Annotated in this window: 19 protein-coding genes; 10 read left to right on the top strand and 9 right to left on the bottom strand. The window is 72.3% G+C overall.

What is annotated here, in order from left to right:
- Positions 1-70: 70 nt before the first annotated feature.
- Both WD794_03700 and WD794_03695 read right to left on the bottom strand, forming a co-directional pair.
- Positions 71-1,741, bottom strand: coding sequence for an NAD(P)/FAD-dependent oxidoreductase (locus tag WD794_03700; GenBank protein ID MEX2289415.1), 1,671 nt, complete (start codon positions 1,739-1,741; stop codon positions 71-73).
- Positions 1,742-1,764: 23 nt separating this feature from the next.
- Complete coding sequence (locus tag WD794_03695; protein MEX2289414.1) at positions 1,765-2,748, bottom strand: alpha/beta hydrolase; 984 nt, start codon at positions 2,746-2,748, stop codon at positions 1,765-1,767.
- A gap of 194 nt (positions 2,749-2,942) precedes the next feature.
- Between WD794_03695 and WD794_03690 the strand changes: the two genes are divergently transcribed.
- Positions 2,943-3,749: an alpha/beta hydrolase gene (locus WD794_03690; protein ID MEX2289413.1), complete on the top strand. Its 807-nt coding sequence runs from the start codon at positions 2,943-2,945 to the stop codon at positions 3,747-3,749.
- Between the two features lies 1 nt (position 3,750).
- Here the strand turns inward: WD794_03690 and WD794_03685 are convergent, their stop codons facing one another.
- Together WD794_03685 and WD794_03680 are read right to left on the bottom strand one after the other, a co-directional pair.
- On the bottom strand, positions 3,751-4,683 hold the full coding sequence (locus WD794_03685) for an alpha/beta hydrolase (protein ID MEX2289412.1): 933 nt from the start codon (positions 4,681-4,683) through the stop codon (positions 3,751-3,753).
- Positions 4,680-6,383 carry an alpha/beta fold hydrolase gene (locus WD794_03680; GenBank protein ID MEX2289411.1) on the bottom strand — a complete coding sequence of 568 codons (1,704 nt, stop codon included), beginning with the start codon at positions 6,381-6,383 and terminating at the stop codon, positions 4,680-4,682. The genes WD794_03685 and WD794_03680 overlap by 4 nt, the downstream gene beginning before the upstream one ends.
- Before the next feature lie 387 nt (positions 6,384-6,770).
- Here WD794_03680 and WD794_03675 point away from each other — a divergent pair, with 387 nt between their 5' ends.
- Together WD794_03675 and WD794_03670 are read left to right on the top strand one after the other, a co-directional pair.
- Complete coding sequence (locus WD794_03675; protein ID MEX2289410.1) at positions 6,771-7,877, top strand: alpha/beta fold hydrolase; 1,107 nt, start codon at positions 6,771-6,773, stop codon at positions 7,875-7,877.
- The gene (locus WD794_03670) at positions 7,859-8,386 is read left to right on the top strand and encodes a GNAT family N-acetyltransferase (GenBank protein MEX2289409.1); all 528 of its coding nucleotides are present in this window, start codon (positions 7,859-7,861) and stop codon (positions 8,384-8,386) included. Before WD794_03675 ends, WD794_03670 begins: the two co-directional genes overlap by 19 nt.
- A 633-nt stretch (positions 8,387-9,019) precedes the next feature.
- Here the strand turns inward: WD794_03670 and WD794_03665 are convergent.
- Entirely contained in the window at positions 9,020-9,658 is a 639-nt protein-coding gene (locus WD794_03665; protein ID MEX2289408.1) for an acVLRF1 family peptidyl-tRNA hydrolase, read from the bottom strand.
- An 88-nt stretch (positions 9,659-9,746) separates the two neighbouring features.
- Here WD794_03665 and WD794_03660 point away from each other — a divergent pair, with 88 nt between their 5' ends.
- The gene (locus WD794_03660; protein MEX2289407.1) at positions 9,747-10,229 is read left to right on the top strand and encodes a methylated-DNA--[protein]-cysteine S-methyltransferase; all 483 of its coding nucleotides are present in this window, start codon (positions 9,747-9,749) and stop codon (positions 10,227-10,229) included.
- 7 nt (positions 10,230-10,236) lie between these two features.
- On the opposite strand, the gene WD794_03655 is transcribed toward WD794_03660, so the two are convergent.
- Positions 10,237-12,519, bottom strand: a complete 2,283-nt coding sequence (locus WD794_03655; GenBank protein MEX2289406.1) for a hypothetical protein — start codon at positions 12,517-12,519, stop codon at positions 10,237-10,239.
- Positions 12,520-12,681: 162 nt separating this feature from the next.
- On the opposite strand from WD794_03655, the gene WD794_03650 reads away from it, so the two are divergent.
- Together WD794_03650 and WD794_03645 are read left to right on the top strand one after the other, a co-directional pair.
- The gene (locus WD794_03650) at positions 12,682-13,752 is read left to right on the top strand and encodes a prenyltransferase (GenBank protein ID MEX2289405.1); all 1,071 of its coding nucleotides are present in this window, start codon (positions 12,682-12,684) and stop codon (positions 13,750-13,752) included.
- A gap of 4 nt (positions 13,753-13,756) precedes the next feature.
- Positions 13,757-14,083 (top strand): hypothetical protein, encoded by a 327-nt coding sequence (locus WD794_03645; protein ID MEX2289404.1) that lies wholly within the window; start codon positions 13,757-13,759, stop codon positions 14,081-14,083.
- Between the two features lie 52 nt (positions 14,084-14,135).
- On the opposite strand, the gene WD794_03640 is transcribed toward WD794_03645, so the two are convergent.
- Positions 14,136-14,861, bottom strand: coding sequence for a PIG-L deacetylase family protein (locus WD794_03640; protein MEX2289403.1), 726 nt, complete (start codon positions 14,859-14,861; stop codon positions 14,136-14,138).
- Positions 14,862-15,199: 338 nt separating this feature from the next.
- On the opposite strand from WD794_03640, the gene pcrA reads away from it, so the two are divergent.
- Positions 15,200-17,434: a DNA helicase PcrA gene (gene pcrA / locus WD794_03635; GenBank protein MEX2289402.1), complete on the top strand. Its 2,235-nt coding sequence runs from the start codon at positions 15,200-15,202 to the stop codon at positions 17,432-17,434.
- Positions 17,435-17,484: 50 nt separating this feature from the next.
- Here pcrA and WD794_03630 read toward each other — a convergent pair whose 3' ends face one another.
- Positions 17,485-18,198: a M23 family metallopeptidase gene (locus WD794_03630; protein ID MEX2289401.1), complete on the bottom strand. Its 714-nt coding sequence runs from the start codon at positions 18,196-18,198 to the stop codon at positions 17,485-17,487.
- Positions 18,199-18,487: 289 nt separating this feature from the next.
- Here WD794_03630 and WD794_03625 point away from each other — a divergent pair, with 289 nt between their 5' ends.
- Complete coding sequence (locus WD794_03625; protein ID MEX2289400.1) at positions 18,488-18,901, top strand: cobalamin B12-binding domain-containing protein; 414 nt, start codon at positions 18,488-18,490, stop codon at positions 18,899-18,901.
- A gap of 16 nt (positions 18,902-18,917) precedes the next feature.
- Here WD794_03625 and WD794_03620 read toward each other — a convergent pair whose 3' ends face one another.
- Positions 18,918-20,927: a CocE/NonD family hydrolase gene (locus tag WD794_03620; GenBank protein ID MEX2289399.1), complete on the bottom strand. Its 2,010-nt coding sequence runs from the start codon at positions 20,925-20,927 to the stop codon at positions 18,918-18,920.
- 181 nt (positions 20,928-21,108) lie between these two features.
- On the opposite strand from WD794_03620, the gene sucC reads away from it, so the two are divergent.
- Both sucC and sucD read left to right on the top strand, forming a co-directional pair.
- Positions 21,109-22,281 (top strand): ADP-forming succinate--CoA ligase subunit beta, encoded by a 1,173-nt coding sequence (gene sucC, locus WD794_03615; protein ID MEX2289398.1) that lies wholly within the window; start codon positions 21,109-21,111, stop codon positions 22,279-22,281.
- On the top strand, positions 22,281-23,174 hold the full coding sequence (sucD, locus tag WD794_03610) for a succinate--CoA ligase subunit alpha (GenBank protein ID MEX2289397.1): 894 nt from the start codon (positions 22,281-22,283) through the stop codon (positions 23,172-23,174). The genes sucC and sucD overlap by 1 nt, the downstream gene beginning before the upstream one ends.
- The last annotated feature ends 28 nt before the right edge of the window (positions 23,175-23,202 follow it).

Here is a 23,202-nt window from a genome sequence, read left to right as displayed (position 1 = left end):
CCCCGGTTCAAGGACGGATGCGAGGAGCGTAAGGCGGGCCGGGGGGTTGTGCCCCCGGCCCGCCGTGGGCTCAGGCGGTCGCCAGCCGGGCGGCCTGCGCCGCGGGGGCGTCCCCCGCCGTGGTGAGCGCGAAGCCTTCGTAGCCGGCGGCCGCGACCTCGTCGCACTTCTGCCGGTAGGGGCCGACGCCACCCACGTACGGCAGGAAGACCCGCGGCTTGCCCTCGACGTTCGCACCCATGTACCAGGAGTTCGCCTGGGGGTAGAGCGTGCCGTTCCCGGCCTCCTGGACGTGCTCCCCCCAGGCCGACTCGGCCTCGGGTGTGGGCTCGATGGTCGCGAACCCGCGGTCGCGCATCGCCTTGATGCAGTCCGAGATCCAGTCCACGTGCTGCTCGATCGAGATCATCATGTTCGAGAGCACCGAGGGGCTCCCAGGACCGGTGATGGTGAACATGTTGGGGAAGTCGACCGTGGCGATCCCCAGGTAGGTCTGCGGACCCGGCGCCCACTTCTCCTTCAGCGACACGCCGCTCCTGCCGCGGATGTCGACGCCGGTCAGCGCACCCGTCATCGCGTCGAAGCCGGTGGCGAACACGATGGTGTCGAACTCGTAGTCCTGCGCCGACGTGCGGACCCCGGTGGGCGTGATCTGCTCGATCGGGGTCGTGCGGAGGTTCACCAGGCTGACGTGCGGCAGGTTGAAGGTGGCGTAGTAGCCGGTGTCCAGGCACGGCCGCTTCGTGCCGATCGGGTGGTCCGTCGGGCAGAGCGTGTCCGCGACCTCAGGGTCGTGGACGATCTCACGGATCTTGGACCGGACGAACTCGGCGGCGGTCTCGTTGGCGTCCCTGTCGACGATCAGGTCGTTGTAGGCGAGCAGGACACCGACCAGGTTGCCCCAGTCCCAGCGCTCCTGGTAGGTCGCCGTCCGCTCGGCCGGGTCGACGTCCAGCGCCGAGTGTTCGGGAAGGGGCGCCGGCACGCCGAAGCCGGATTGCCGGGCGGCCTCCCGATGCTCCGGGTAGTTCTTCTTCACCGTGCCCAGCGTCTCGGGGTCCATCGGCCCGTTGTGGGCCGGCAGGCTGAAGTTCGGGGTGCGCTGGAAGACGGTCAGCTCGGCCGCCTGGCGGGCCATGACCGGGATCGACTGGATGCCGGAGGAGCCGGTGCCGATGACGCCCACCCGCTTCCCGGTGAGGTCCACGCCCTCGTGCGGCCAGTGAGCTGTGTAGTACGCCTCGCCCTGGAAGCTCTCGAGGCCCGGGATCTCCGGCTTCTTCGCCGCCGACAGGCACCCGGTGGCCATGATCAGGTACTGCGCGAGGACGTGCTCGCCGCGACTCGTCCGCACCGACCAGCGGCGGGTGTAGTCGTGCCAGACCGCCTGCTCGACGCAGGTCTCGAAGGCGATGTCGCGGCGCAGGTCGAACCGGTCGGCGACGTGCTGGATGTAGCGCAGGATCTCCGGCTGGGTCGGGTACCGCTCCGACCACTCCCACTCCTGCTCGAGGTCGGGGTCGAAGGAGTAGGAGTAGTTGATGCTCTCGACGTCCACCCGAGCGCCGGGGTAGCGGTTCCAGTACCAGGTGCCGCCGACGTCGTCGCCCTTCTCGTAGACCTGCGCGGACAGGCCCAGCTCCCGCAGGCGATGGAGCATGTAGAGCCCGGAGAAGCCGGCGCCGACGATGACGACGTCCAGCAGACGCGGTGGCTCGTTGCGCTGGGCGGGAGCTTGCACGGCGCCCTCCGCCGCCTGCGGGCTCATGCCGAGGCCACGGTGTCGTCGGCCTGCTTGCGCTGCCCGGGCAGCGCGGCGGCGCCCGACAGGTGCGCGTCGACCGCCTGCGCGACGTGCTCGATCGCCGTCATCGAGGCGGGGAGCACGTTGATCAGCGTGAAGAAGCCGTGCATCTGCCCCTCGAAGACCCGCTCCTGGACGGGGACGCCGGCGTCGCGGAGTCGCTGGGCGTAGGCCTTGCCCTCGTCGTGGAGCACGTCGTGCTCGGCGAGCAGGACAACCGCCGGTGGCAGCCCGGACAGGTCCGGGGTGCGCAGCGGCGAGGCGTCCGGCTCCGTGCGGCGCGCGGCGTCCGGGACGTAGTGGTCCCAGAACCAGACCATGCCGTCGCGGCTGAGCAGCAGCTGGTTGGCCGGGTCGAGGTACGACGGCGTCTCGAGGTCGCAATCGGTCACCGGGTAGACGAGCACCTGCATCGCGACCGCCGGGCCCCCGGCATCGCGGGCCTGGCGCGCCACGACCGTTGCGAGGTGACCGCCGGCGCTGTCGCCCATCACCACGACAGGGGCGCCGGGGGCGGCCAGCGAGGCCAGGTTGTCGTCCACCCACGTCAGTGCGGCGAACGCGTCGTCGCTGGCCGCCGGATACCGCGCCTCGGGGGCCAGCCGATAGTCGACCAGCACAACAGTGCAGGACGAGCGCTCCGCCAGGTTGCGCCCCAGGGTGTCGAACTCGTCCAGCGCGCCGATCACCCAGCCACCGCCGTGGTAGTAGATGATCACCCCGCGGGGGGTGCCGGCGGGGACAAGCACGCGGCCGGGCAGCGGTCCGTCCGGAGTCGGGATGGCCACCTCCTCGACGCGGGCCATCTCCGGCCCGGGGCCGTACATCGCGCCGAGCATGCCGCCGAGACCGCGAGCTTCCACGGGTGTCATCTCGTGCAGCGGCTCGAGGCCGCTCTCGGCCAGCTGGCCGAGCAGTGCGGTTGTCGCGTCGTCGAGCGCCATGGGAACCCCTGTCGGTACGGGCACCGGCCGCAAGCTCCGCAGTCGGTGCGGATGATGGTGTGACGTCCGTCACAGGTTGGAAGGTAGGATGCATCCTGTAGAAGGTCAAGAGCCCGCTGTCTGAGGTGACGGCTGTTCCAGTCGGTTCGGGGCACACTGGAGGCGTGGCCCGCCGGGCCGGTGGAGGAGCGCTCGTGTCGGAGACGGTGGCAAGGGTGTCGGAGCAGGTCCCCGCGCCGGTGGAGGCGGTCCCGGCGGTGGTGGAGCCGGCGGTGGTGGAGCCGAAGTGGTGGGGCGCGCATCTGCGCGAGATGCGCTGGCAGGCCGAGCTGGCCCGCCTGCTCGCCGATCCGGTCTGGCGCGGCGTGGGGGTGCCGCGGGGAGACGGGGAGCCGGTCCTGCTCGTCCCGGGCTTCCTGGCCGGCGACCAGTCGCTCTCGGTGATGGCCAGCTGGCTGCGCCGGCTCGGCTACCGGCCCCGCCGGGCCGGCATCTCGTTCAACGTCCGCTGCGCGGACACGGCGGTGGACCGGCTCGAGCGGGTGCTGCACCACGCCCACCTGTCCACCGGCCGCACGGTGGCGATCGTCGGCCACAGCCGCGGCGGGCACTTCGCCAAGGCGCTGGCCACGCGCTGCCCGGAGCAGGTCTCCCAGGTGATCTCGTTGGGGGCCGGCCTGGACGAGCCGTTCGACATCTCCGAGCCGACCCGGCTGGCCGTCGAGGGGGCGCGCCGGGTGGTGCAGCGCCGGGACCCGGAGCGCGCTGCGCAGGGCTGCTTCACGCACACCTGCCTGTGCCGGTACTCGCAGGACTACGGCGCGCCGTTCCCGGACTCGGTGCCGCTGACCTCGGTCTACTCCAAGGGCGACGGCGTCGTGCGCTGGCGCTCGTGCGTGGTGCCGTACGCCCGCTGCGTCGAGGTCACCGGCAGCCATGTCGGGCTGGCGTTCAACCGGCACACCTACCGCGAGATCGGCCGTACGCTCGCTCCTCGCTGACCTACCGACGCGGGCGGACGGAGGCCAGGCTGCGCGCCGTGCGCACCGCGCCGACCGGCAGCCCCAGGTGACGGGTGAGCGGTTCGGTACGTGCAGCCAGGCCGGTCAGCGGGCGCCCGGCGGCGATCGGGGCGCGGGCGGCGTGCCACTCGTCGAACAGCCGGTGGGACTGCTCGGGCTGCTCGAGCAGGTAGGCGTGGCCGGCCGAGACCAGCCGCAGCTCGGCGTCCGGGATCGCGGCGGCCAGCAGCCGGGCATTGCCGACCGGCGTCAGCTCGTCCTGCGCACCGTGCAGCACGAGGGTCGGCGCGACGATGCGTCCCAGCCGCGACCGGGTGTCGTGGCAGGTCGTCGCCGCAAGGTGGCTGACCAGTCCGCGCGCGGAGGTCCGGTGCTGGACGAGCAGGCCGAGATAGGTCTGCACCAGCGCAGCCTCGCGCCGGCGGAAGGCCTCGGTGAACAGCGCCCGGCCGACCAGCTCGGCGCGCACCGCCGCCGGGGCCTGCCGGCTGGTGAGGGCCGCGGCGATGCGCGGGGCGGGCAGCACCGCCCGCGGTCCGCCGTGGCTGGTGCCACCGAGCACCAGGCCGCGTACCCGGTCGGGGAAGCGGATGGCCACCTCCTGGGCGATCATGCCGCCCATCGAGAGTCCGTAGACGTGCGCGCTGTCCAGGCCGAGCGCGTCGAGCAGCCGCACCGCATCGCCGGCGAGCTCGGGGATGGACGTGATGCGCCACGGGGCAGGTGACCGGCCGGCGCCGCGGTTGTCGTAGCGGATGCAGTCGAAGTCCGCCGCGTAGGTGGAGATCACGGGGGAGAAGATCTCGCTGCTGATCGCGAAGCCGGTGATCCAGAGCAGCGGCTCGCCGCTGCCTTCCCGCTCGACGTGCAGCCGGGTCGCGGTGGTCCCGCGCCCGACCCGGACGAGGGTCACTGCTCCAGGACGTAGGTGCCGGGCGCCTGGACGAGCTCCGGGTGCTGTGCGCTGCCCAGCGTCGTGGGCGCGGCCCGCAGGTCCCCGGAACGCTCGGCGAGCCAGGCGACATGGTCGGTCCACCAGCTGCCGGGATGGGTGACCGCGCCGACCTGCCACTCCTCGGCCGAGGCGGGCAGCTCGGCGTTCACCCGGAAGTTGGACTTCGGGTTCGACGGCGGGTTGACCAGCGCCGCGATGTGACCGGCCGTCGACAGCACGAAGCGGGTGTCGCCACCGAGCATGTGCACGCTGCGGTAGCAGCTCTCCCACGGACAGATGTGGTCGGTGCTGCCCGCGACGACGTAGGAGTCCACGTCGACCTTGGACAGGTCGACGGGCGTCCCGAGCACGGTCATCGTGTCGGCCTTCGTCAGCGAGTTGTCCAGCGTCATGCGGATGAAGTCGCGGTGCAGGCCGGCCGGCATCCGCGTGGTGTCGGAGTTCCAGACCAGGACGTCGAAGGCCGGAGGCTTTTTCCCGAGCAGGTAGTTGTTGACCCAGTAGTTCCAGATCAGGTCGTTGGGCCGCAGCCAGGCGAAGACACCCGCCAGCGCCTTGCCGTCGAGGTAGCCCCTGCGCTGCGACTCCGCGACCGCGACCTGCGCAGTCGACTCGTCGATCATCGAGCCGATGGTGCCGGCCCGCTCCTGGTCCAGCAGCGTCACCCCCAGGGTGAGTCCCGCGACGCGGTGCAGCGCACCCGTGGCGGCCAGATGCGCCAGGACGGTGCTGGTGACGATGCCGCCCGCACAGAGCCCGAGCACGTGGCTCCGCTCGCTGCCGGTGATCTCCTCGACCGCATCCAGTGCCGCGACGACCGCTCCGGCGTAGGCGTCCAGGTCCCACGAGCGGTGCTCGGCCTGCGGGTTGCGCCAGGAGATGGTGAACACCTGCTGCCCCTGGCCGAGCCAGTGTTCGATCATGCTGCGGCCCGGGGCGAGGTCGGCGATGTAGTACTTGTTGATCATCGGTGGGACGACCAGCAGCGGTACCTCGCGGACCTGCTCGGTCAGTGGCGCGTACTGGATCAGCTCGAAGACGGGGGTGCGCAGGACGACGGCTCCGCGCGAGGTGGCCAGGTTGCCGCCGACGGCGAAGCCGCGGCTGTCGACCATCGAGGGGATGCGGGGCCGCGACGCCATGTCCTGCACGAACTGCCGGGCGCCGTTGAGGTAACTCCGGCCGCCGGTGTCCAGGGCGGTCTTGAGGGCGGCGGGGTTGAGGAACGGGTGGTTCGAGGGCGCCATCGCGTCGACGAGCATCTGCACGGCGTAGCGCAGCTGCTTCTCGCTGCGCCAGTCGAGGTCGGCCTCGTCGACGACCCGCTCCAGGGTGGATCCGGCGACCAGATATCCCTGGCAGAGCCGGTGCAGCACCGGATTGCCCTTCCACGCGGGGTCGGCGAAGCGCTTGTCGCGCTTGCCCGGCTCGACCTCGGACGTTCCGGCGACGACCTTGCCGAGCTCGGCAGCCGTACGCAGTCCCAGCCGCGTCGTGTCCACCGGCCGCGATGCCAGCCGGGCCCACAGCTTCAGGCCGGCGCGACCGGGCAGCAGCCGGCGGATCGGTCCCAGCGCCGCGTCGGTCAGCATCACGTCGAGGGGGGAGCCGTCCGCCGCGCTGCGCGTGGCGGCTGCCTGCTGCTGAACGGGGCTCATGTTCTGTCTGTGCCACCGTCAGGCGCCGGTCACACGTGTGCGTCGAGGCTCCGCAGGGGTAGAGGCCGAGGTGGAGGAGGTGCGGGCCGATGGCGAAGCCGCTGTGGCGCATGGCGTACGACGCCGTCGAGCGCCCGCTCGGCAGTCGCCTGGAGTCCGTCGTACAGACCGAGATTTTCGCCGACGTGGCCGGTCTGGTCGTGCGCAGCCGGGCGGCGCTGTCCCGGCGCGTGGAGCGGACGACGCGGCACGCTCTGCACCGGGTGAACCTGCCCGCCGCCAGCGACGTCGTACGGCTGCGCGAACAGGTCAGCTCGCTGGACCGCAACGTCCGGCGGCTCGACGAGTCGCTGCGCCAGCAGGCTGTGACGCGAGGAGGAGCCCAGGGTGCTGACGACCGATCCGGCCGAGCTGGCGGCGCGGGTACGCCGCGACGTGGGGCGCAACCTGCTGCGGGCGCGCAACGGCGTCAAGTACATGGCCGGGATCGACCGGCCGAAGGTCGGGACGACGCCCAAGGAGACCGTCTGGCGCCGTGACAAGGCCCAGCTCTGGCGCTACCGCAGCGACCGGGTCAGCACGGGCACGCCGGTGCTCATCGTCATGAGCCTGGTCAGCCGCAGCTACATCCTCGACCTCTATCCCGGTACCAGTTTCGTGCAGGCGCTGCGTGACGAGGGCTTCGACGTGTACCTGCTGGACTGGGGGATCCCCGACGAGCGGGAGGCCGGCAACGGGCTGGCCACCTACGTCGACGAGCTGCTGCCGGCCGCCGTCGGCGCGGTCCTCGACACCTCGGGTGTGGACGAGGTCAACCTGATCGGTTACTGCTACGGCGGTCTCCTGTCGCTGCTGTTGGGCGCCGCCCACCCGGACCTGCCGGTCGCCTCGCTGGTGACGATGGCCACCCCGGTCGACTTCGACGCGATGGGGTTGTTCGGGCGGATCTTCGGCGAGGGCCGGGTGGCTCCCGAGGACCTGATCGACGACACCGGCAACGTCCCGGCCGAGGTCATCCGCAACGCCTTCCGCGTGCTCAAGCCGACGGCCGACCTCACGCAGTACGCCGTGCTGTGGGAGAAGCTCTGGGACGACCGGCAGATGGAGGGCTTCCAGGTCATGGGGCAGTGGACCCGCGACCACATCCCCTTCCCGGGCAGGGCCTTCGGCGAGACCGTCGAGCTCATGAGGGACGGCGCGCTGATGGCGGGCCGGTTCCGGCTGGACGACCGGCCCCTCACGCTGGTCGATGTCCGCTGGCCGGTGTTGAACGTCGTCGCGTCCAGGGATCACATCGTGCCCTCGGCGGCGGCGCTTCCGGTGTGCCGGCTGGTGGGGGCGGCGCAGGCCGAGACGCTGGAGCTTCCCGCGGGCCACGTCGGGCTGGTGATGGGCAAGGCCGCCGCGACGACCACGCTGCCCCGGATCTTCGAGTGGCTGCGCGACCACAGCACGACCGACGAGAGGAACGGCTCATGGACGTCCAGCCGCTGACCCCGGAGCTCGCCGCGCCACTCGAGGAGTTCTTCCGACGCGTGCCGGAGTCCGATCACAACAGCTTCGCCGAGGACGTGCTGCGGTCCGGCGTCATCGAGAGCTGGCTCGCGGACGGCCGGGCCCGCCGGTCGGTGGCCGTGGACGACGGCACGGTCATCGGGTATGTCGCCGTGATCCCGCTGGTCGGCTGGTCCTCGCACGTCGGCAGCCTCCGGGTGGTCGTCGACCCGCAGGCGCGCGGCAAGGGCATCGGCCGCGAGCTGGCGCGTACCGGCCTGCTCATGTCCCTCGAGATGGAGCTGACCAAGATCGTGGTCGAGGTCGTCGTGGACGCGGTCCCGGCCATCGGGATGTTCGAGGCGATCGGCTTCGAGCCCGAGGCACTGCTGCGCGACCACGTGCGGGACCGAGCCGGCGAGCTGAGGGACCTCGTCGTGCTCGCCCACGTCGTCGACGGCACCTGGTCCGGCATGGCCGCCGCCGGGCTCGAGGACGCGCTGACCTGACGGGTCCGGCCGCGAGCCGTCGGGCCGGCGTGCGGCTGGATCGATCCGCGTGCGGCCGGTGTCACCGGTGCCCCGTGGGCGTCACGCGGGCCGTGCCTCGCTCCTCGGGAGTCAGGCTCGCGGGAGTCAGGACGTGCACCTTGCCCCGCGGGATTCAGGCTCGCGGGAGTCAGGACGTGTACCTCGGCCCCGGATGGCCCTCCTCGATCGGGTGCTCACGCTCGAGGCGCCGCGTCCGCCATCGAGGTGCAAGTCATGACTCCCACGGCCCGGTGGTTCGCGGCGGCGACCGCCCGCTTCCTCCGGCCTTACGGGACGTTGCCCGCGCGCCGTCCACAACCGTTCCTGCGGGGCCTGCTCCGGCGGAGCCTTGCCCCGGTGCGTGGCCTGCTGGTCTCTCCTCTCGCCGGCGCAGCGGCCTGCGTCGCGCTTACACCGGACAGTCACCGCGACGCGCGCACCACGTGTGCACCGACCTCCCGCCATCGGCGCATCCAGCGGATGACCTCGCGCAGGGCCGGCCGGGTCAAGCGGCCAGGCACGCCCGACCGCCGACCACCCGGCGCCCCGACCAGAACCGGACGCCGGGCAGGAGCAGATCGTGCAGAAGCCGACCGACGGTCGATCGGCTGGTCAGCCGGGCGGGTCGACCACCCGGATCCAGACCTGGCGCAGCTGGTCGTACGACGCCTCGAGCACCTTCTGTCGCGGGTCGGGGCCGTCGAGCAGCCGGCCGGTCACCAGCGGGCGCAGCGGCTCGAGCCGGCGGTCGGCCAGCACCTCGTCCACAGCGCTGCGCTCGCCGCCGACCACCACCGCGTCGAGGCTGGCCGCGGCCGGCAGCAGCACACGTACGGCCGTGTCGGCGGAGGCCTGCAGCGCCATCCGCACCTGACCCTCGCGGCGCCGCGCGAAGCGCTGCTGGGACTGTCCGCCGGCGGCGGAGCGCCCGTGCACCTGGCGGGTGGTCACCTTCGACGCGACCAGCCGCGGCCCGTCGAAGACTCCGCAGGCACAACCGCCGAGGCGTACGAGGAGCACGCCCACCCGCCGCTCGCGCAGGACGTGCTCGACCAGCCCGCCCGTCAGCGGCGGGAACGGCACCTCGATCTCGGCGAGCGAGCCGTCCTCACCGATCAGCCGCACGACGCCCGTGTCGACGGTGCGGGTCACCGTGCCGTGCCGGGTGGCAAAGCCGTCCAGCCAGCGCTGCAGCCGCTCGGGCGAGACGCTCACCCAGCGGCCACCACCGGCAGCCGGCCGCGCCGTCACGAGGGCACCGCCGGGCCCGGTACGGCCAGGGGGAGGGACTGCACGCGGCCTCACGCTACGGCGCGGTCCCGCGCATTACCGTGCCGCCATGACGCAGGCCTGCACGACGGTCCCGACGCCGCTGGGCGACCTGCTGCTGGTCGCCGTCGACGGCGCCCTGGTGAAGGCGCGCTTCCGGAGCGGGCAGCGCCCGCCGTACGAGGAGCGCGGTCCGCCCTCGGCCGAGCCGGTGCTCGCCGAGGCCGGCCGTCAGCTGGGCGAGCACTTCGCCGGTGAGCGCACCGCGTTCGACCTCCCGCTGGCGCCGCCCGGGACCGCCTTCCAGCAGCGGGTCTGGGACGAGCTGCGCCGGATCCCGTACGGCACCACCATGACGTACGGCGAGCTCGCCGCGCGGCTCGGCGACCCCCGGTGTGTGCGCGCCGTCGGACTGGCCAACGGCCGGAACCCGATCGCCGTCATCGTCCCGTGCCACCGGGTGATCGGGTCCGACGGGAAGCTGCGCGGCTACGCCGGAGGCGTCGAGCGCAAGCAGCGACTGCTCGCGTTGGAGTCCTCCTCGCTGTTCTGAGACCGGCTCAGCCCTGATCGAAGAACCCGACCACGTCGACCCGGACGTGGGTGCCGCCCAACGGGTTGTAGATGTCGATCCGGCCGTCCCGCCCCACCGGCACCGCCACGACGTTGGCCGTCGACTGCTGTGCCGTGAAGTTGAGGTTCGACGCCGTGGGCCGGGAGGCGCCGGTGGGGTAGACGGTGAGGAAACCGCTCTGCGTGGGGTCGATGGCGCTCACGTTGAGCGTGACACCGGCGACACCGGAGGCGGGAACGCCCTGCCGTCCGGTCACCTGCACGGTGGCCGTCTCGCCCGGGCCGAGCCGCGTGGTGCGCCCGCCCTCCCCCGTGCGGGTGTCCAGCAGGGGACGCGGCTCCAGCGCCTCGTACTGGGACTGCGCGGCCTTCGACCCGTTGTCGAGCCAACCGACGACGTCGGCGATGACGTGCGTCTCCCCGGCCGCGTTGTAGATGTCGACCCTGCCGTCCGGCCCGGTCGCCACGAACACGAGGTTGGGTACCGTCTGGTTCGAAACGAAGTTCAACTGCGAGGCCAGCGGCCGCGACCGTCCGCCCGGCGAGAGCGTGAGGAAGCTCGCGGCCGTCGGGTTGGTCACCGTCACGTTCATGACGACGCCCGAGACGCCCGAGGCCGGTACGCCGCCCCGCCCGGTCGCCTGCAGCGACAGCGTGCGCGCTGCGCCCAGCCGTGCCCGCGGGGCGCCGACACCGGTACGGGTGTCCAGGATCCGGTCCGGTGTCAACGAGGAGAACCGCGACTGCGCCTGGCCGCCGCCCGCGTCGAACCAGCCCACCACGTCGGCCAGGACATGGGTCGAGCCGGCGCGGTTGGTGAAGCGCACCCGCCCGCCGGACCCGACCGGGACGACCACCAGGTTCGGGCGGGTCTGGTTCGCCGAGAACACCAGGTTCGGCGCCGCCGGCTGCTGACCGCCCGTGGGGTGGACGGTCATGTCGCTCGCGGCGGTCCCCTGCGTGACCGTGACGTTCAGCAGGACGCCCCCCACTCCGGTCGTGGGAACACCTCCCCGGCCCACGACGGTGACGTCGTGGGACCCGCCGGGACCGAGCTTGCCGGTGCGCCCGCCGTTGCCGGTGCGGGTGTCGAAGACGCGCGCCGGTGTGAGGGAGGTGAACAGCGCATCGGCGTTCGCGCCGAGCAGCCCGGAGCCCGGTGGCGGCGGGGACGCGGTGGGCGACGGGGAGGGCGGCGGAGGCTGCGGCGAGGCCGTGACCGGCACGGCCGTCGACGGCTCCTGCGTGGCGAGGAAGCTGCTCCGGGCGGTGTTCCAGCGGGTGGCGAGGTAACTGCCCGTCGCGGGCGCCGTCGAGAAGTAGTCGTCCTTCCCGCAGTCCAGGTACGCCTCCATGCTGGCCGGGCACACGGTGCGCAGGACCAGCCCGGGAGAGCCGTCGGCGTAACACATCCGGTCGGCGTCGTCGTCGCAGTGGCCGAGCTGCGTCGCGTGCGGCGCCGTCGGCTGCACGCCACCGAGGTTGTGCAGCAGCTCGTGTGCCTCCACCGACTGCCCGCGCGACGCCAAGCCCCAGCAGCCGCTGTCGATCCGGCCGACCTGGCCGGCGGCGCCGGAATTGTTGACGTTGTCCTGGCCCGGCCGGTCGTCGAGGTAGTAGCCCGCGATGCCACACAGGACGGTCGACTCCATCCAGACGAGATACTTGCGATCCGGCCGGTTGAAGCCCTGGGCGCGCAGCTCGGTCATGGTGTTGGTGAAGGTGTCGTCGCCGAGGGCAGTCAGCGCGACGCGCTGGACGACCAGGGTGCAGTTGCTGTCGGTGACGTAGCGCAGGTGTCGCACGCCGCCGGTCTGCCGGGCGCTCTCCGCGAACACATGATCGGCTTCGGCGGCCCACCGGGCGATCGACGGGGCCACCGTCGCGTAGCGGTCAGTCGTTCCTGCCGGCACGGCGTAGATCGCCTGGATCCTCGCGCCGGACGTGCCGTCGCCGTAGCAGGGCAGCGTCGGCGGGGGCAGCGCCTGGGCGGTGGCGGGCACCGGTTGCTCCTCACGGCCGGGCCAGGGCACGCTCGGATCCACCCCGGGAGGTGCCGGATCGGGGCCGTGCGTGCAGGCCGTGGGCCCCCCGCCGTCGGCGGACAGCGGCGTCAGGGCGCCGCAGGACACCTGCCCGCTCGGGGGCGGCGGGACGTCGGCAGAGCTGAGGGGTGCGTGCGCCACGCCCGCCATGAGCAGGGCGGCGAGCAACAGCCGGGCGGCGTTGTGGTGCCGCCCTGCCCGTCGTCGATGGAGGGGGAGGTGCATGGGGGCCCGTTCTGGCCGGAGGTGGAGGAGCTGAGGCTTCCCGGTACAAGAGCAAACGTGTGTAGCGGGCGAAGGGCTCGTAGTCGGCCATGTTTCACCCGATCAGAGCATCGCCCCGCCGCGGTCCCCTCGCCACCGGTGCCCGCGCAGTACCGTCTGCGCATGAGCAGCCGGGCCGCCTCCAGCTCGCGGGAGCGCCGGCTCCTCGCCCCTGCGCCGGCGGGCCGGGTCGGCGCCTGGGTCTACGCGCTGCGCACCACGAACTCGCCGCCGGACCGCGACCCGCGCACCTTGGACGCGGTCACGACGTGGCTCGTGGTCACCCGGGCCGCCACGCTGTCGATGACGCTGTTCGCCGGGCTGGTGGCGGGGCTGCTGGGCGTACTCGTCGACGGCTTCTCCTGGCCGCTCTACCTGCTGGCGCTGCTGGGGATCCTGCTCGCGCATGCCTGCACCACCATCATGAGTGGCCTGTCGGACGTCGGGATCGGCCGGGACACCGGGGACGACGCGCGTGCTGTCCACGCCCCGCATCCCCTGCTCACCGGAACGGTGAAACGGCGCCAGATGGGGCTGGCCGTTCTCGGGCTCCACCTCACCGGGCTCGTCATGCTGGTCGCGCTTGCGACCCAGCGCGGCTGGCCTGTCCTGGCCTTCGGCCTCGCCGGAGTGTTCCTGTCGATCGCCTACCACGCGCCGCCGCTGCGGCTGAACAAGCGCGGACTGGGCGAGCTGGGGGCGTTCCTGGTGTGGGGCCCGCTGATGGTCGGGGGGACCTACTTCTCGGCGACCGGCGAGCTGCCCTGGCAGGTGTGGCTGGCCAGCCTCCCGTACGGCCTGCTCTGCACCTCCGTGCTGATGGGCGAGCACATCGACAAGATCCCGTACGACGAGCTGTCCTGGACGCGGACGCTGCCCGTTCGGCTGGGCGGTGTGCGGGCGCGGGTCGCGACGATCGCGTTGCTGGTCGGCTTCTACGTCACCACCGGCGTGGCGGTGGCCGTGGGCGCGCTGCCGTGGCCGGTCCTGCTGGTGGCCCTGGCGCTGCCGACGCTGCGCAAGGCATCGGGCGCCCTGCGCCGTCCGGCGCCCGCCGACCCGCCGCCGGGCTTTCCGGTCTGGCCGCTGTGGTTCGCCGCTGTCTGCTTCGTGCATGTCCGGCGCGCCGGCGCGCTGCTGGTGCTCGGCCTGCTCGTCGCAGCCGTCACCGGCACCGGCCTCCCACTAGGTTGAGCGGGTGCTCGACCTGCTGCTGGCCCTGGTCACCTTCCCGCTGATCGTCGCCGTCGGGCTCGCGCTGTTGGCCGCGGTCACGCTGGTGCCGTTCGTTCTGGCGCTGCAGATGGCCGATGCGCGGGCGTTCTCCTCCGCCCGCTGGGGGGCGGTCGCGCTCGGCGGTTCGTTGCTCGGCCTGGCGCTCGCGCTGGTCTTCTCCCGCGTCGAGCGGGTGCCGACACTCGCCGCGCTCCTGCCGCTGGTGCTGACCTGGAGCGGCCCGGGGGCGCTGTGGCTGCTGACCGGCGAGGAGACCGCGATCGGCGGCCGCGCCGGCCGGCACGAGTAGGGCGCGGTCGTTCGTCGGGTGCCGGCTGCTCGGGCGGGGCCGGCCGCACCGATCACCGCGTACTGACGACGCGGAAGGGCTCGGCCAGCCGGCCCTCCGGGAAGCCGGCCGCGGCCGCGTGCAGCGAGAGCCGCTCGCGGATGCGGCCCTCGAGGTCGTCGAGGTGCGCAGTCTGCGACGCATGGGCCCGCAGCGCGGCCAGCTTGCGCTCGAAGGTGTCCGTCACGTCGACAGAGCGGTTCGGTCCAGCCGCGGTGCCGCCCATCACCCACACCTCGTCCACGGTCCACGCCGGCAGCCCCTCGCCGGCGAGGTCGAGGTGGGCGAAGGGATTGCGCGCGTCGGGGTAGACGGCGCTGATCGCCGCCTCGCCTGCCGCCAGGTGGTCGGGATGGCTGGCCGAGATGCGCTCCCAGTTCCGCTCCGGCGACTGGATCATCATCCGTTGCGGGCGCTTCTGGCGGATGACCCGGGAGAGGTCACGCCGCAGCTCATGGGTGATCGTCAGCCGCCCGTCGGGGTAGCCGAGGAAGGTCACGTCCTCGACGCCGACCTCCTTGGCCGCCGCCTGCTGCTCGGCCCGCCGGATGCCGGCGATGTCGCGGCGCGGCACGTCGGGGTCGAAGCCGCCGGCGTCGCCGTCGGTGCAGATGCAGTACGACACCTCGATGCCCTCGGCTGTCCAGCTCGCCACCGTGCCGCCGGCGCCGAAGTCGACGTCGTCCGGGTGCGCCGTCACCACCAGTGCCCGCTCGACCGTGCTCTCCTGCTCCGTCATGTCTGCTCCCTCGGCGTCCGGTACGGCAGAGCATGCCGGATACCGCCTCCACGGTGATCCCTGCGTACCGGTGATCCCCGCGTACCGGTGATCCCGCGTACCGGTGATCCCCGCGTACCTCGAGGTGCTCCGGTGCCCTGAAACCACGTCAACTTCCGCGTGGATCAAGGGATGGTCGAGGGGACGATCAAGGGACGGTGAGGGTGGCCTGGATGTCGGGAGGTGAACCTAGACTGGTCCGGGTGAGCCCCCGTGGAGATGTCGTCGGCGCGGACGACGACCTCGGCCCGGCGGTCCCCGCGCCGTCGCGGCCGAGCGTCGACCGGCTCCTCGACGGGCTGAACCCCCAGCAGCGCGAGGCCGTCGTGCACGAGGGCAGCCCGCTGCTGATCGTCGCCGGTGCGGGGTCCGGCAAGACCAAGGCGCTCACGACTCGGATCGCCTACCTACTGGCGGCACGGCACGTCCAGCCCGGCGAGGTGCTGGCCATCACCTTCACCAACAAGGCCGCCGGGGAGATGCGTGAGCGGGTCGCCGTGGCTGTCGGGCCGCGTGCTCGCGCCATGTGGGTGCTGACCTTCCACTCCGCCTGCGTCCGGATCCTGCGCGCCGAGGCCAGGAAGCTCGGCTTCACCAGCACCTTCTCGATCTACGACTCGGCCGACGCGCAGCGGCTGATGACCCTGGTCTGCCGCGACCTCGACGTGGACGCCAAGCGCTTCCCGCCCCGCGTGATGAGCAACAAGGTCAGCGACCTGAAGAACGAGCTGGTCGACCACGAGAGCGCGGCGGCCAAGGCGGAGACCGAGCACGACCGCACCGTCGCCGAGGTCTACGCGACCTATCAGGCCCGGCTGCGCGAGGCCAACGCCCTGGACTTCGACGACCTGATTGCGACGACCGTCGACCTGTTCCAGGCCTTCCCGGACGTTGCTGAGCACTACCGGCGGCGCTTCCGGCACGTGCTGGTGGACGAGTACCAGGACACCAACCACGCGCAGTACGTCCTGGTCCGCGAGCTGGTCGGCGCCACCGGGGGCCGCGGGCAGCGCGCGACGGCTCCCGGCGCGATCCCGCCGGCCGAGCTGTGTGTGGTCGGTGACGCCGACCAGTCGATCTACGCCTTCCGGGGCGCCGACATCCGCAACATCGAGGACTTCGAGAACGACTACCCCGACGCGAAGGTCGTGCTGCTCGAGCAGAACTACCGCTCCACGCAGACGATCCTGTCGGCGGCCAACGCCGTCATCGCCAAGAATCCGAGCCGCAAGCCCAAGCGGCTGTGGACCGACTCCGGCGAGGGCGACCCGATCGTCGGCTACGTCGCGGACAACCAGCACGACGAGGCCGCTTTCGTCGCCGGAGAGGTCGACCGGCTCGGCGACGAGCACGGCGTCAAGCCGCACCAGGTGGCCGTCTTCTACCGCACCAACGCGCAGTCCCGCGTCTTCGAGGAGGTGTTCATCCGGGTCGGCCTGCCGTACAAGGTCGTCGGCGGGGTGCGCTTCTACGAGCGCAGGGAGGTCCGGGACGCCCTGGCCTACCTGCGGGTGCTGACCAACCCGGCCGACACGGTCAGCCTGCGCCGGATCCTCAACACCCCGCGGCGCGGGATAGGCGACCGGGCCGAGGCCTGCCTGGAGGCCTTCGCCGGCCGCGAGCGGGTGCCGTTCGCCGAGGCGCTGCGCCGCTGCGACGAGGTCCCCGGCATGGCGACGCGCAGCGCCAACGCCGTGCGCCAGTTCGCCGAGCTGATGGACGAGTTGCGTGCGCTCGCCGAGGGGAACATGCCGCCGGCAGAGGTGCTCGAGGCGGTTCTCGACCGCACCGGCTACCTCACCGAGCTGGCGCAGAGCGTCGACCCGCAGGACGAGAGCCGGGTCGAGAACCTCTCCGAGCTGGTCGGCGTCGCCCGGGAGTTCAGCGAGCGGGTGCCCGACGGCGGCGTCGCCGACTTCATGGAGCAGGTCTCCCTGGTCGCCGATGCCGACTCGATCCCCGACCCGGAAGGTGATGCCGACGGCGTGGTCACGTTGATGACGCTGCACGCCGCCAAGGGCCTGGAGTACCCGGTCGTGTTCCTCACCGGTCTCGAGGACGGGGTGTTCCCACACCTGCGCGCCCTGGGCGACGAACGCGAGCTGCAGGAGGAGCGGCGGCTGGCCTATGTGGGCATCACCCGCGCCCGCGAGCGGCTCTACCTCTCCCGCGCACACATGCGGAGCGCCTGGGGGCAGATCTCCTCCAACCCGGCGTCGCGTTTTCTCGACGAAGTCCCTGACGGGCTGGTCGAGTGGCAGCGGGAGGAGTCCTCCGTGGCGGCACCGGCCCCTGCGTCGAGCCGCATGGCGGACCGGCTGGTCGGCACGGCGCGCAGTCGGTCCGCCGGTCCCGGGCTGCGGCCGATCCCGAACCTCGAGCCGGGCGACCGGGTGACCCACGACGCCTTCGGCCTGGGCACCGTCACCGCGACCCGCGGCGCCGGGGACAAGGCGCAGGCCGAGGTGGACTTCGGCGGGGCGACGGGCGCCAAGTGGCTGCTGCTGCGCTACGCCCCGTTGGACAAGCTCTGACACCCTCGCCGCGACGGGCTCGGAGGGCGCCATGCGCGGCTCGGAGGGCGCTATCGGACGGCGACGCCGCGCTTGCTCAACCAACTGACCGGGTTCACGGGGGTCCCGTTGATGCGCACCTCGAAGTGCAGGTGCGGGCCGGTCGACTGGCCGGTGTTGCCCTCCCGGCCGATCTGCTCCCCGGCGGCGACGCGGTCCCCGGCGCCGACGAGGATCGCGCTCATGTGGCCGTACACCGTGACCGTGCCGTCGGCGTGGATCAGGCGGACACAGCGACCGTAGCCGCCCTCCCAGCCGGCGGAGACCACAGTGGCGTTGGTGACCGCCCGGATCGGGGAGCCGACCCCCGACGCTAGGTCGATGCCGGCGTGCAGGCGCCCCCACCGGCGGCCGTAGGCACTGGTGAGGCGCCCCAGGCCGGGCCGCACGAAGGCCGCCTTGCTCTCGGCGGCCGGCGCGTCGCGGTCCCGCGAGGCGCGCTCCGGCTTAGCCGCCGGCGGCTTGGGCTTGTTCGCGACAACCAGACCCTGCTCGAGCGCGCTGTTGAGCGCCACGTTGGTCTGCTCCGCCGCCGGCAGGGCCACCGGCTGCAGGGCGGAGGCTGCGGTCACCCGCGGTGCGATGTCGACCGCCGAGGCCGGGAAGGCGGCCAGACCGGCGAAGGCGCTGGCGGCCGCTGCGAGCAGGACACCGGGCAGCAGCGCGGTGCGCGTCCGGGGCGGCCTGGGGGCGACATGGCGCGCACGCGACTGCTGCGGGGGCAAGTTCTCGGCTCCGTCGTCGGGGTCAGGACAGTACGAACCAGACCCCCTCCAGGGGGTCTGCTCCGATCCTGACCCGCCCCGCGGAGGGGACCTGGAGGCGGGTCGTTACACCGACGTTATCGCTTTGAGCGGCAACAGAGCAAATCTCGTCACTACCCACTTCTCGTCCGGATAGACCTTCGGGCTCGATTTCCGGCCCGGCGCAACCCGCCGGCAGCGGCCCCCGGAGGATGCGACGCGTGGCGCGCGTACTCTCCCACCGGACCGACTCCCTTCCGTTGGAGGCCCTGTGACCAGCCCCGGCCGCATCCGCGTGGTCGTCGCCAAGCCCGGCCTCGACGGCCACGACCGTGGCGCCAAGGTCGTGGCGCGCGCGCTGCGCGACGCCGGCATGGAGGTCATCTACACCGGCCTGCACCAGACGCCGGAGCAGATCGTGGAGACGACGGTCCAGGAGGACGCCGACTGCGTCGGGCTCTCGGTGCTGTCGGGGGCGCACATGACGCTGTTCCAGCGCGTGACGCAGCTGCTGAAGGAGCGCGGCGCCGAGGACGTCGTGGTCTTCGGCGGCGGGATCATCCCCGAGGACGATCTGCCGTTGCTCGCCGAGTTGGGCGTGGCCAAGGTCTTCACCCCCGGCGCCACGACGCAGTCGATCGTCGAGTGGGTCCAGCACAACGTCGGCGGCTCGACCGCCGCCTGAGACGGGGCAGAGCCGATCAGCGGGCCGTACGACGACGCCGCGCGGCCCAGCACGCCCCCAGCAGCACCGTCGCGGCCAGCGGCAGCAGCGCCGGCACACCGGTCGCCGGCAGCGACGCTCCTCGCGGGCCGGGCGCCGCGGGAGCCGGAGCGACCGCTGGAGCGACCGGCACCGAGACCGGCGCGACCTCGCGCAGACCGGCCAGCACCGGCAGCTCCAGCACGCCGGGCGCGGCGGCCGTCGTGGTGACCGTGACGTCGCCCGGGACCGTGTTGCCGCGGTGGCCGCTGTCGCTGGCCGCCAGCACGACCGCGAGCCGGTGCCCGGCGGGGAAGCGCTGCACGACCCCGGGGAGCTCGATGCGTACCGGTTCGTCCAGGTCGGTGAGGCGCGCGGCCGACACCAGCCTGTGCCGAAGCGTCACGGTGCCGTCGGGTGCCAGGTCGTAGAGCTTGGCGAACAGCACGAGGTCGCCGGCTCCGTCCGGCAGCGGCACCGCCGGCAGTGTCCGCGAGAGCGACACCGTCAGTGCCGGGACACCGGCCAGGTCGAGGTCGCCGGCCAGCGGCTCGGAGGTGAACTGCGCGAAGGTGCCGGGGGTGTCGCGGACCGGCTCGTTCTGCGCGACGACGGGGAACTCGCTGTAGCTGCTCGGCGCTCCGGCCGGCACCACGGCGGCGAAGCGCGCGGTGCCGTCCTGCACGTCGGCCGCGTCCGTGACCAGGGCGCCCGACCCGGACAGCAGCAGGTGCAGGTCCTGTGCCACCGGGTAGCCGGGAGCCCGCGCGTAGGCGGCGGCCACGTCGGCCCGGGTCGTGCCGGTCAGCGCCCAGTCGCGGAAGTACTCGGTGTCCAGCGACGGGGCGGGCCCGACCCCGAGCAGGTAGTGGTCGAACCAGGCCGCGTACATCGCGCCGAGGAAGGTCTGCTCGGCCGGCCGGCGCTGGTCCAGCTCCCCCGGGACGGGGGTGGCCGTGCTGTGCCCCCAGCTCTGCCAGACCATCTTGACCGGCACCTCGCGCTGCCGCAGCGCCGACCAGGTGGCGATCGCCTCCTGCAGGGTGAACAGCGTGTCGGCCTGGCCCTGGCTGAGCAGCACCGGGATGTCGATCTCGTCCAGGTAGCTGGTGACGGAGGCGCTGCGCGCGAAGTCGAGGGTGGCCGGGGACGGGGCGCCGTCCGAAGCCAGGTCGAGGAACGCGGTGCAGGCCCGGGGATCGAAGTTGGGGCAGGTGTTCGCCTGCTCGAGCTGCGCCACCAGGTCCTGCGGACGCTGGTTCTGCACGTCCTGGCCGAGACCGAGTGCGAAGAACAGCGACGTCCAGCCGATCTTCGACACGCCGACCGCGGCCGAGACGGATTCGGGATCGGTCGCCGTCCGGAGCGGGGAGACGTTGCTCGGCGCCAGGGAGTAGCCCAGGTCGTTCCAGGTGATCTGCGGGACGATCGTGTCGACCCGCCCGAAGGACGCGGTGGCGAACTGCACCTCGCCGCCGTAGGAGACACCGATCATGCCGAGCACCGGGTCGAAGTCGAGGTCGCCGCTCTCGGTACGGACGCGTCCGCCGATGTCGTAGGGCCGGCCGTCGCGGGTGGCAAGGTCCTTGCGGCCGCCGAGGAACTGCGCCAGGGCGTCGCCGACCCGGCCGTCCCACTCGCGCTGGTCGAGGGTGATCTCGCAGCCGCTGCCACCGAAGCCGAGCCCGGAGTAGGACAGGGTCACGTAGCCGCGTGCCGCGTAGTGCTGCGCGACGGTCGCGTTCCCACGCTCGCCGGCGTCGGTCTTGCTGCCGCCGAAGCCGTTCGTCGCCCGCACCGCCGCCGCCGGGGCGGCGGCGGTGGCGGTGCCCGGCAGGTAGAGGTCGCCGAGCACCTGGCAGGTCCGCGCCTCGTCCGGCCCGGTCTGCACGCTGAAGACCAGTGGCACCACCTCCACCGTCGTCGGCGCGCCCTGCGCGACGGCGGGAACGGCCAGCAGTGGCAGGGTGACGAGCGGGGCGAGCAGCAGGGCGACGCGGGTGCGCACGGGACGTCTCCGGGGACGAGGAGGGACCGGTCGGGAGCTGGGAAGGTGCAGCGACCGGGTGTGGACGTCCCCAGTGTGCTGCGTCACACCGCCCGGGGTGGGGTGTTCGTGCCTGCCGCACCGTGGCTACCCTCGCGAGCAACGCGCAAGAGTTGCATCCGTCGACGAGATCGGACCCCCCGTGGACCTCATGGAGTACCAGGCGAAGGAGCTCTTCGCCAAGCACGGTGTGCCGGTGCTGCCCGGCGAGACGGTCGACTCGGCGCCGGCCGCCCGCGCCGTCGCCGAGCGGATCGGCAAGCCGGTGGTCGTCAAGGCCCAGGTCAAGACCGGCGGGCGTGGCAAGGCGGGCGGCGTGAAGCTGGCCGAGACGCCGGACGAGGCCGTCGAGAAGGCGCAAGGCATCCTCGGCCTCGACATCAAGGGCCATCTGGTGCGCAAGGTGCTCGTCACCGAGGCCAGCGACATCGAGGTGGAGTACTACGTCTCGTTCCTGCTGGACCGCGCGAACCGCTGCTACCTGGCGATGTGCAGCGCCGAGGGTGGCATGGAGATCGAGCAGCTCGCCGTGGAGCGACCGGAGGCGCTGGCCCGGATCGCCGTCGACCCGGTCGAGGGCGTCGACGAGAAGAAGGCGCGCGAGATCGCCGAGGCCGGTCGGATCCCGGCCGACGTGATCGACGAGGTCACCCGCATCCTCGTCAGCCTGTGGAAGGTGTTCGTCGAGGAGGAGGCCACCCTCGTCGAGGTCAACCCGCTGTGCCGCACCCCTGACGGCCGCATCGTCGCGCTCGACGGCAAGGTCACCCTGGACGGCAACGCCGAATTCCGGCACCAGGACGTCTTCGACGCGTACGCCGACGTCGTGGCCGAGGACGACCTCGAGGGGCGGGCCAAGAAGAAGGGCCTGAACTACGTCAAGCTCGACGGTGCGGTCGGCATCATCGGCAACGGTGCGGGTCTGGTCATGAGCACCCTCGACGTCGTCGCCTACGCCGGCGAGGCACACGGCGGGGTCAAGCCGGCCAACTTCCTCGACATCGGCGGCGGCGCCTCCGCGCAGGTGATGGCCGACGGCCTCGAGATCATCCTGTCCGACCCGGACGTCCGCTCGGTGTTCGTCAACGTCTTCGGCGGAATCACTTCCTGCGACGCGGTCGCCAACGGCATCGTGCAGGCGCTCGGCATGCTCGGCGGGGCGGCCACCAAGCCGCTCGTCGTACGACTGGACGGCAACAACGTCGAGGAGGGGCGTCGCATCCTCGCGGAGGCCGCCCACCCGCTCGTGACGGTCGTCGACACCATGGACGGCGCGGCCGACAAGGCCGCCGAGCTTGCTGGAGCTGCTGCGTAATGGCCATCTTCCTGACCGACTCCTCCAGGGTCATCGTCCAGGGCATCACCGGCTCCGAGGGCACCAAGCACACCCGACGCATGGTGGCCTCCGGCACCAACGTGGTCGGAGGCGTGAACCCGAGGAAGGCCGGCAGCGACGTCGACGGCATCCCGGTCTTCGCGACCGTGGCCGAGGCGATGAAGGAGACGGAAGCCGACGTCAGCGTCATCTTCGTCCCGCCCGCGTTCGCCAAGGCCGCGGTCGTCGAGGCCATCGATGCGCAGATCCCGCTGGCGGTCGTCATCACCGAGGGCATCCCGGTGCAGGACAGCGCCTGGTTCTTCGCCTCTTCGATGTCCAAGGCCGGCAAGGGCAAGAGCACCCGCATCATCGGGCCCAACTGCCCCGGCCTGATCAGCCCCGGGAAGTCCAACGCCGGCATCATCCCGGCGTCGATCGCGCCGAAGGCCGGGCGTATCGGCCTGGTCTCCAAGTCCGGCACGCTGACCTACCAGATGATGTACGAGCTGCGGGAGTTCGGCTTCTCGACCGCCATCGGCATCGGCGGGGACCCGGTCATCGGCACCACGCACATCGACGCGCTCGAGGCGTTCGAGAAGGACCCGGAGACCGACGCCATCGTCATGATCGGCGAGATCGGCGGGGACGCCGAGGAGCGCGCGGCCGACTACATCAAGGCGAGCGTGACCAAACCGGTCGTCGGGTACGTCGCCGGTTTCACCGCTCCCGAGGGCAAGACGATGGGCCATGCCGGTGCGATCGTGTCCGGCTCCTCCGGCACCGCGCAGGCCAAGCAGGAGGCGCTCGAGGCGGCCGGGGTCAAGGTCGGCAAGACGCCGTCGGCCACCGCCGCGCTGATGCGGGAGATCATGCGCTCACGCACCGCCTGACCCTGTCTCCGGTGGATGTCGGCGAGCC

The sequence above is a fragment of the Mycobacteriales bacterium genome (assembly GCA_040902655.1).
GTDB lineage: Bacteria > Actinomycetota > Actinomycetes > Mycobacteriales > SCTD01 > SCTD01.
Note: the sequence above shows the minus strand (reverse complement) of the source record. Positions and strands in the feature narration are given on the sequence as shown.

Excerpts from the sequence above, each read along its gene's own strand:
- WD794_03660 (MEX2289407.1), top strand. The coding sequence starts at position 9,747 with ATGACGCAGGCCTGCACGACGGTCCCGACGCCGCTGGGCGACCTGCTG.
- WD794_03650 (MEX2289405.1), top strand. The coding sequence starts at position 12,682 with ATGAGCAGCCGGGCCGCCTCCAGCTCGCGGGAGCGCCGGCTCCTCGCC.
- WD794_03680 (MEX2289411.1), bottom strand. The coding sequence starts at position 6,383 with ATGAGCCCCGTTCAGCAGCAGGCAGCCGCCACGCGCAGCGCGGCGGAC.
- WD794_03695 (MEX2289414.1), bottom strand. The coding sequence starts at position 2,748 with ATGGCGCTCGACGACGCGACAACCGCACTGCTCGGCCAGCTGGCCGAG.
- WD794_03655 (MEX2289406.1), bottom strand. The coding sequence starts at position 12,519 with ATGCACCTCCCCCTCCATCGACGACGGGCAGGGCGGCACCACAACGCC.
- sucD (MEX2289397.1), top strand. The coding sequence starts at position 22,281 with ATGGCCATCTTCCTGACCGACTCCTCCAGGGTCATCGTCCAGGGCATC.
- WD794_03640 (MEX2289403.1), bottom strand. The coding sequence starts at position 14,861 with ATGACGGAGCAGGAGAGCACGGTCGAGCGGGCACTGGTGGTGACGGCG.
- WD794_03670 (MEX2289409.1), top strand. The coding sequence starts at position 7,859 with ATGGACGTCCAGCCGCTGACCCCGGAGCTCGCCGCGCCACTCGAGGAG.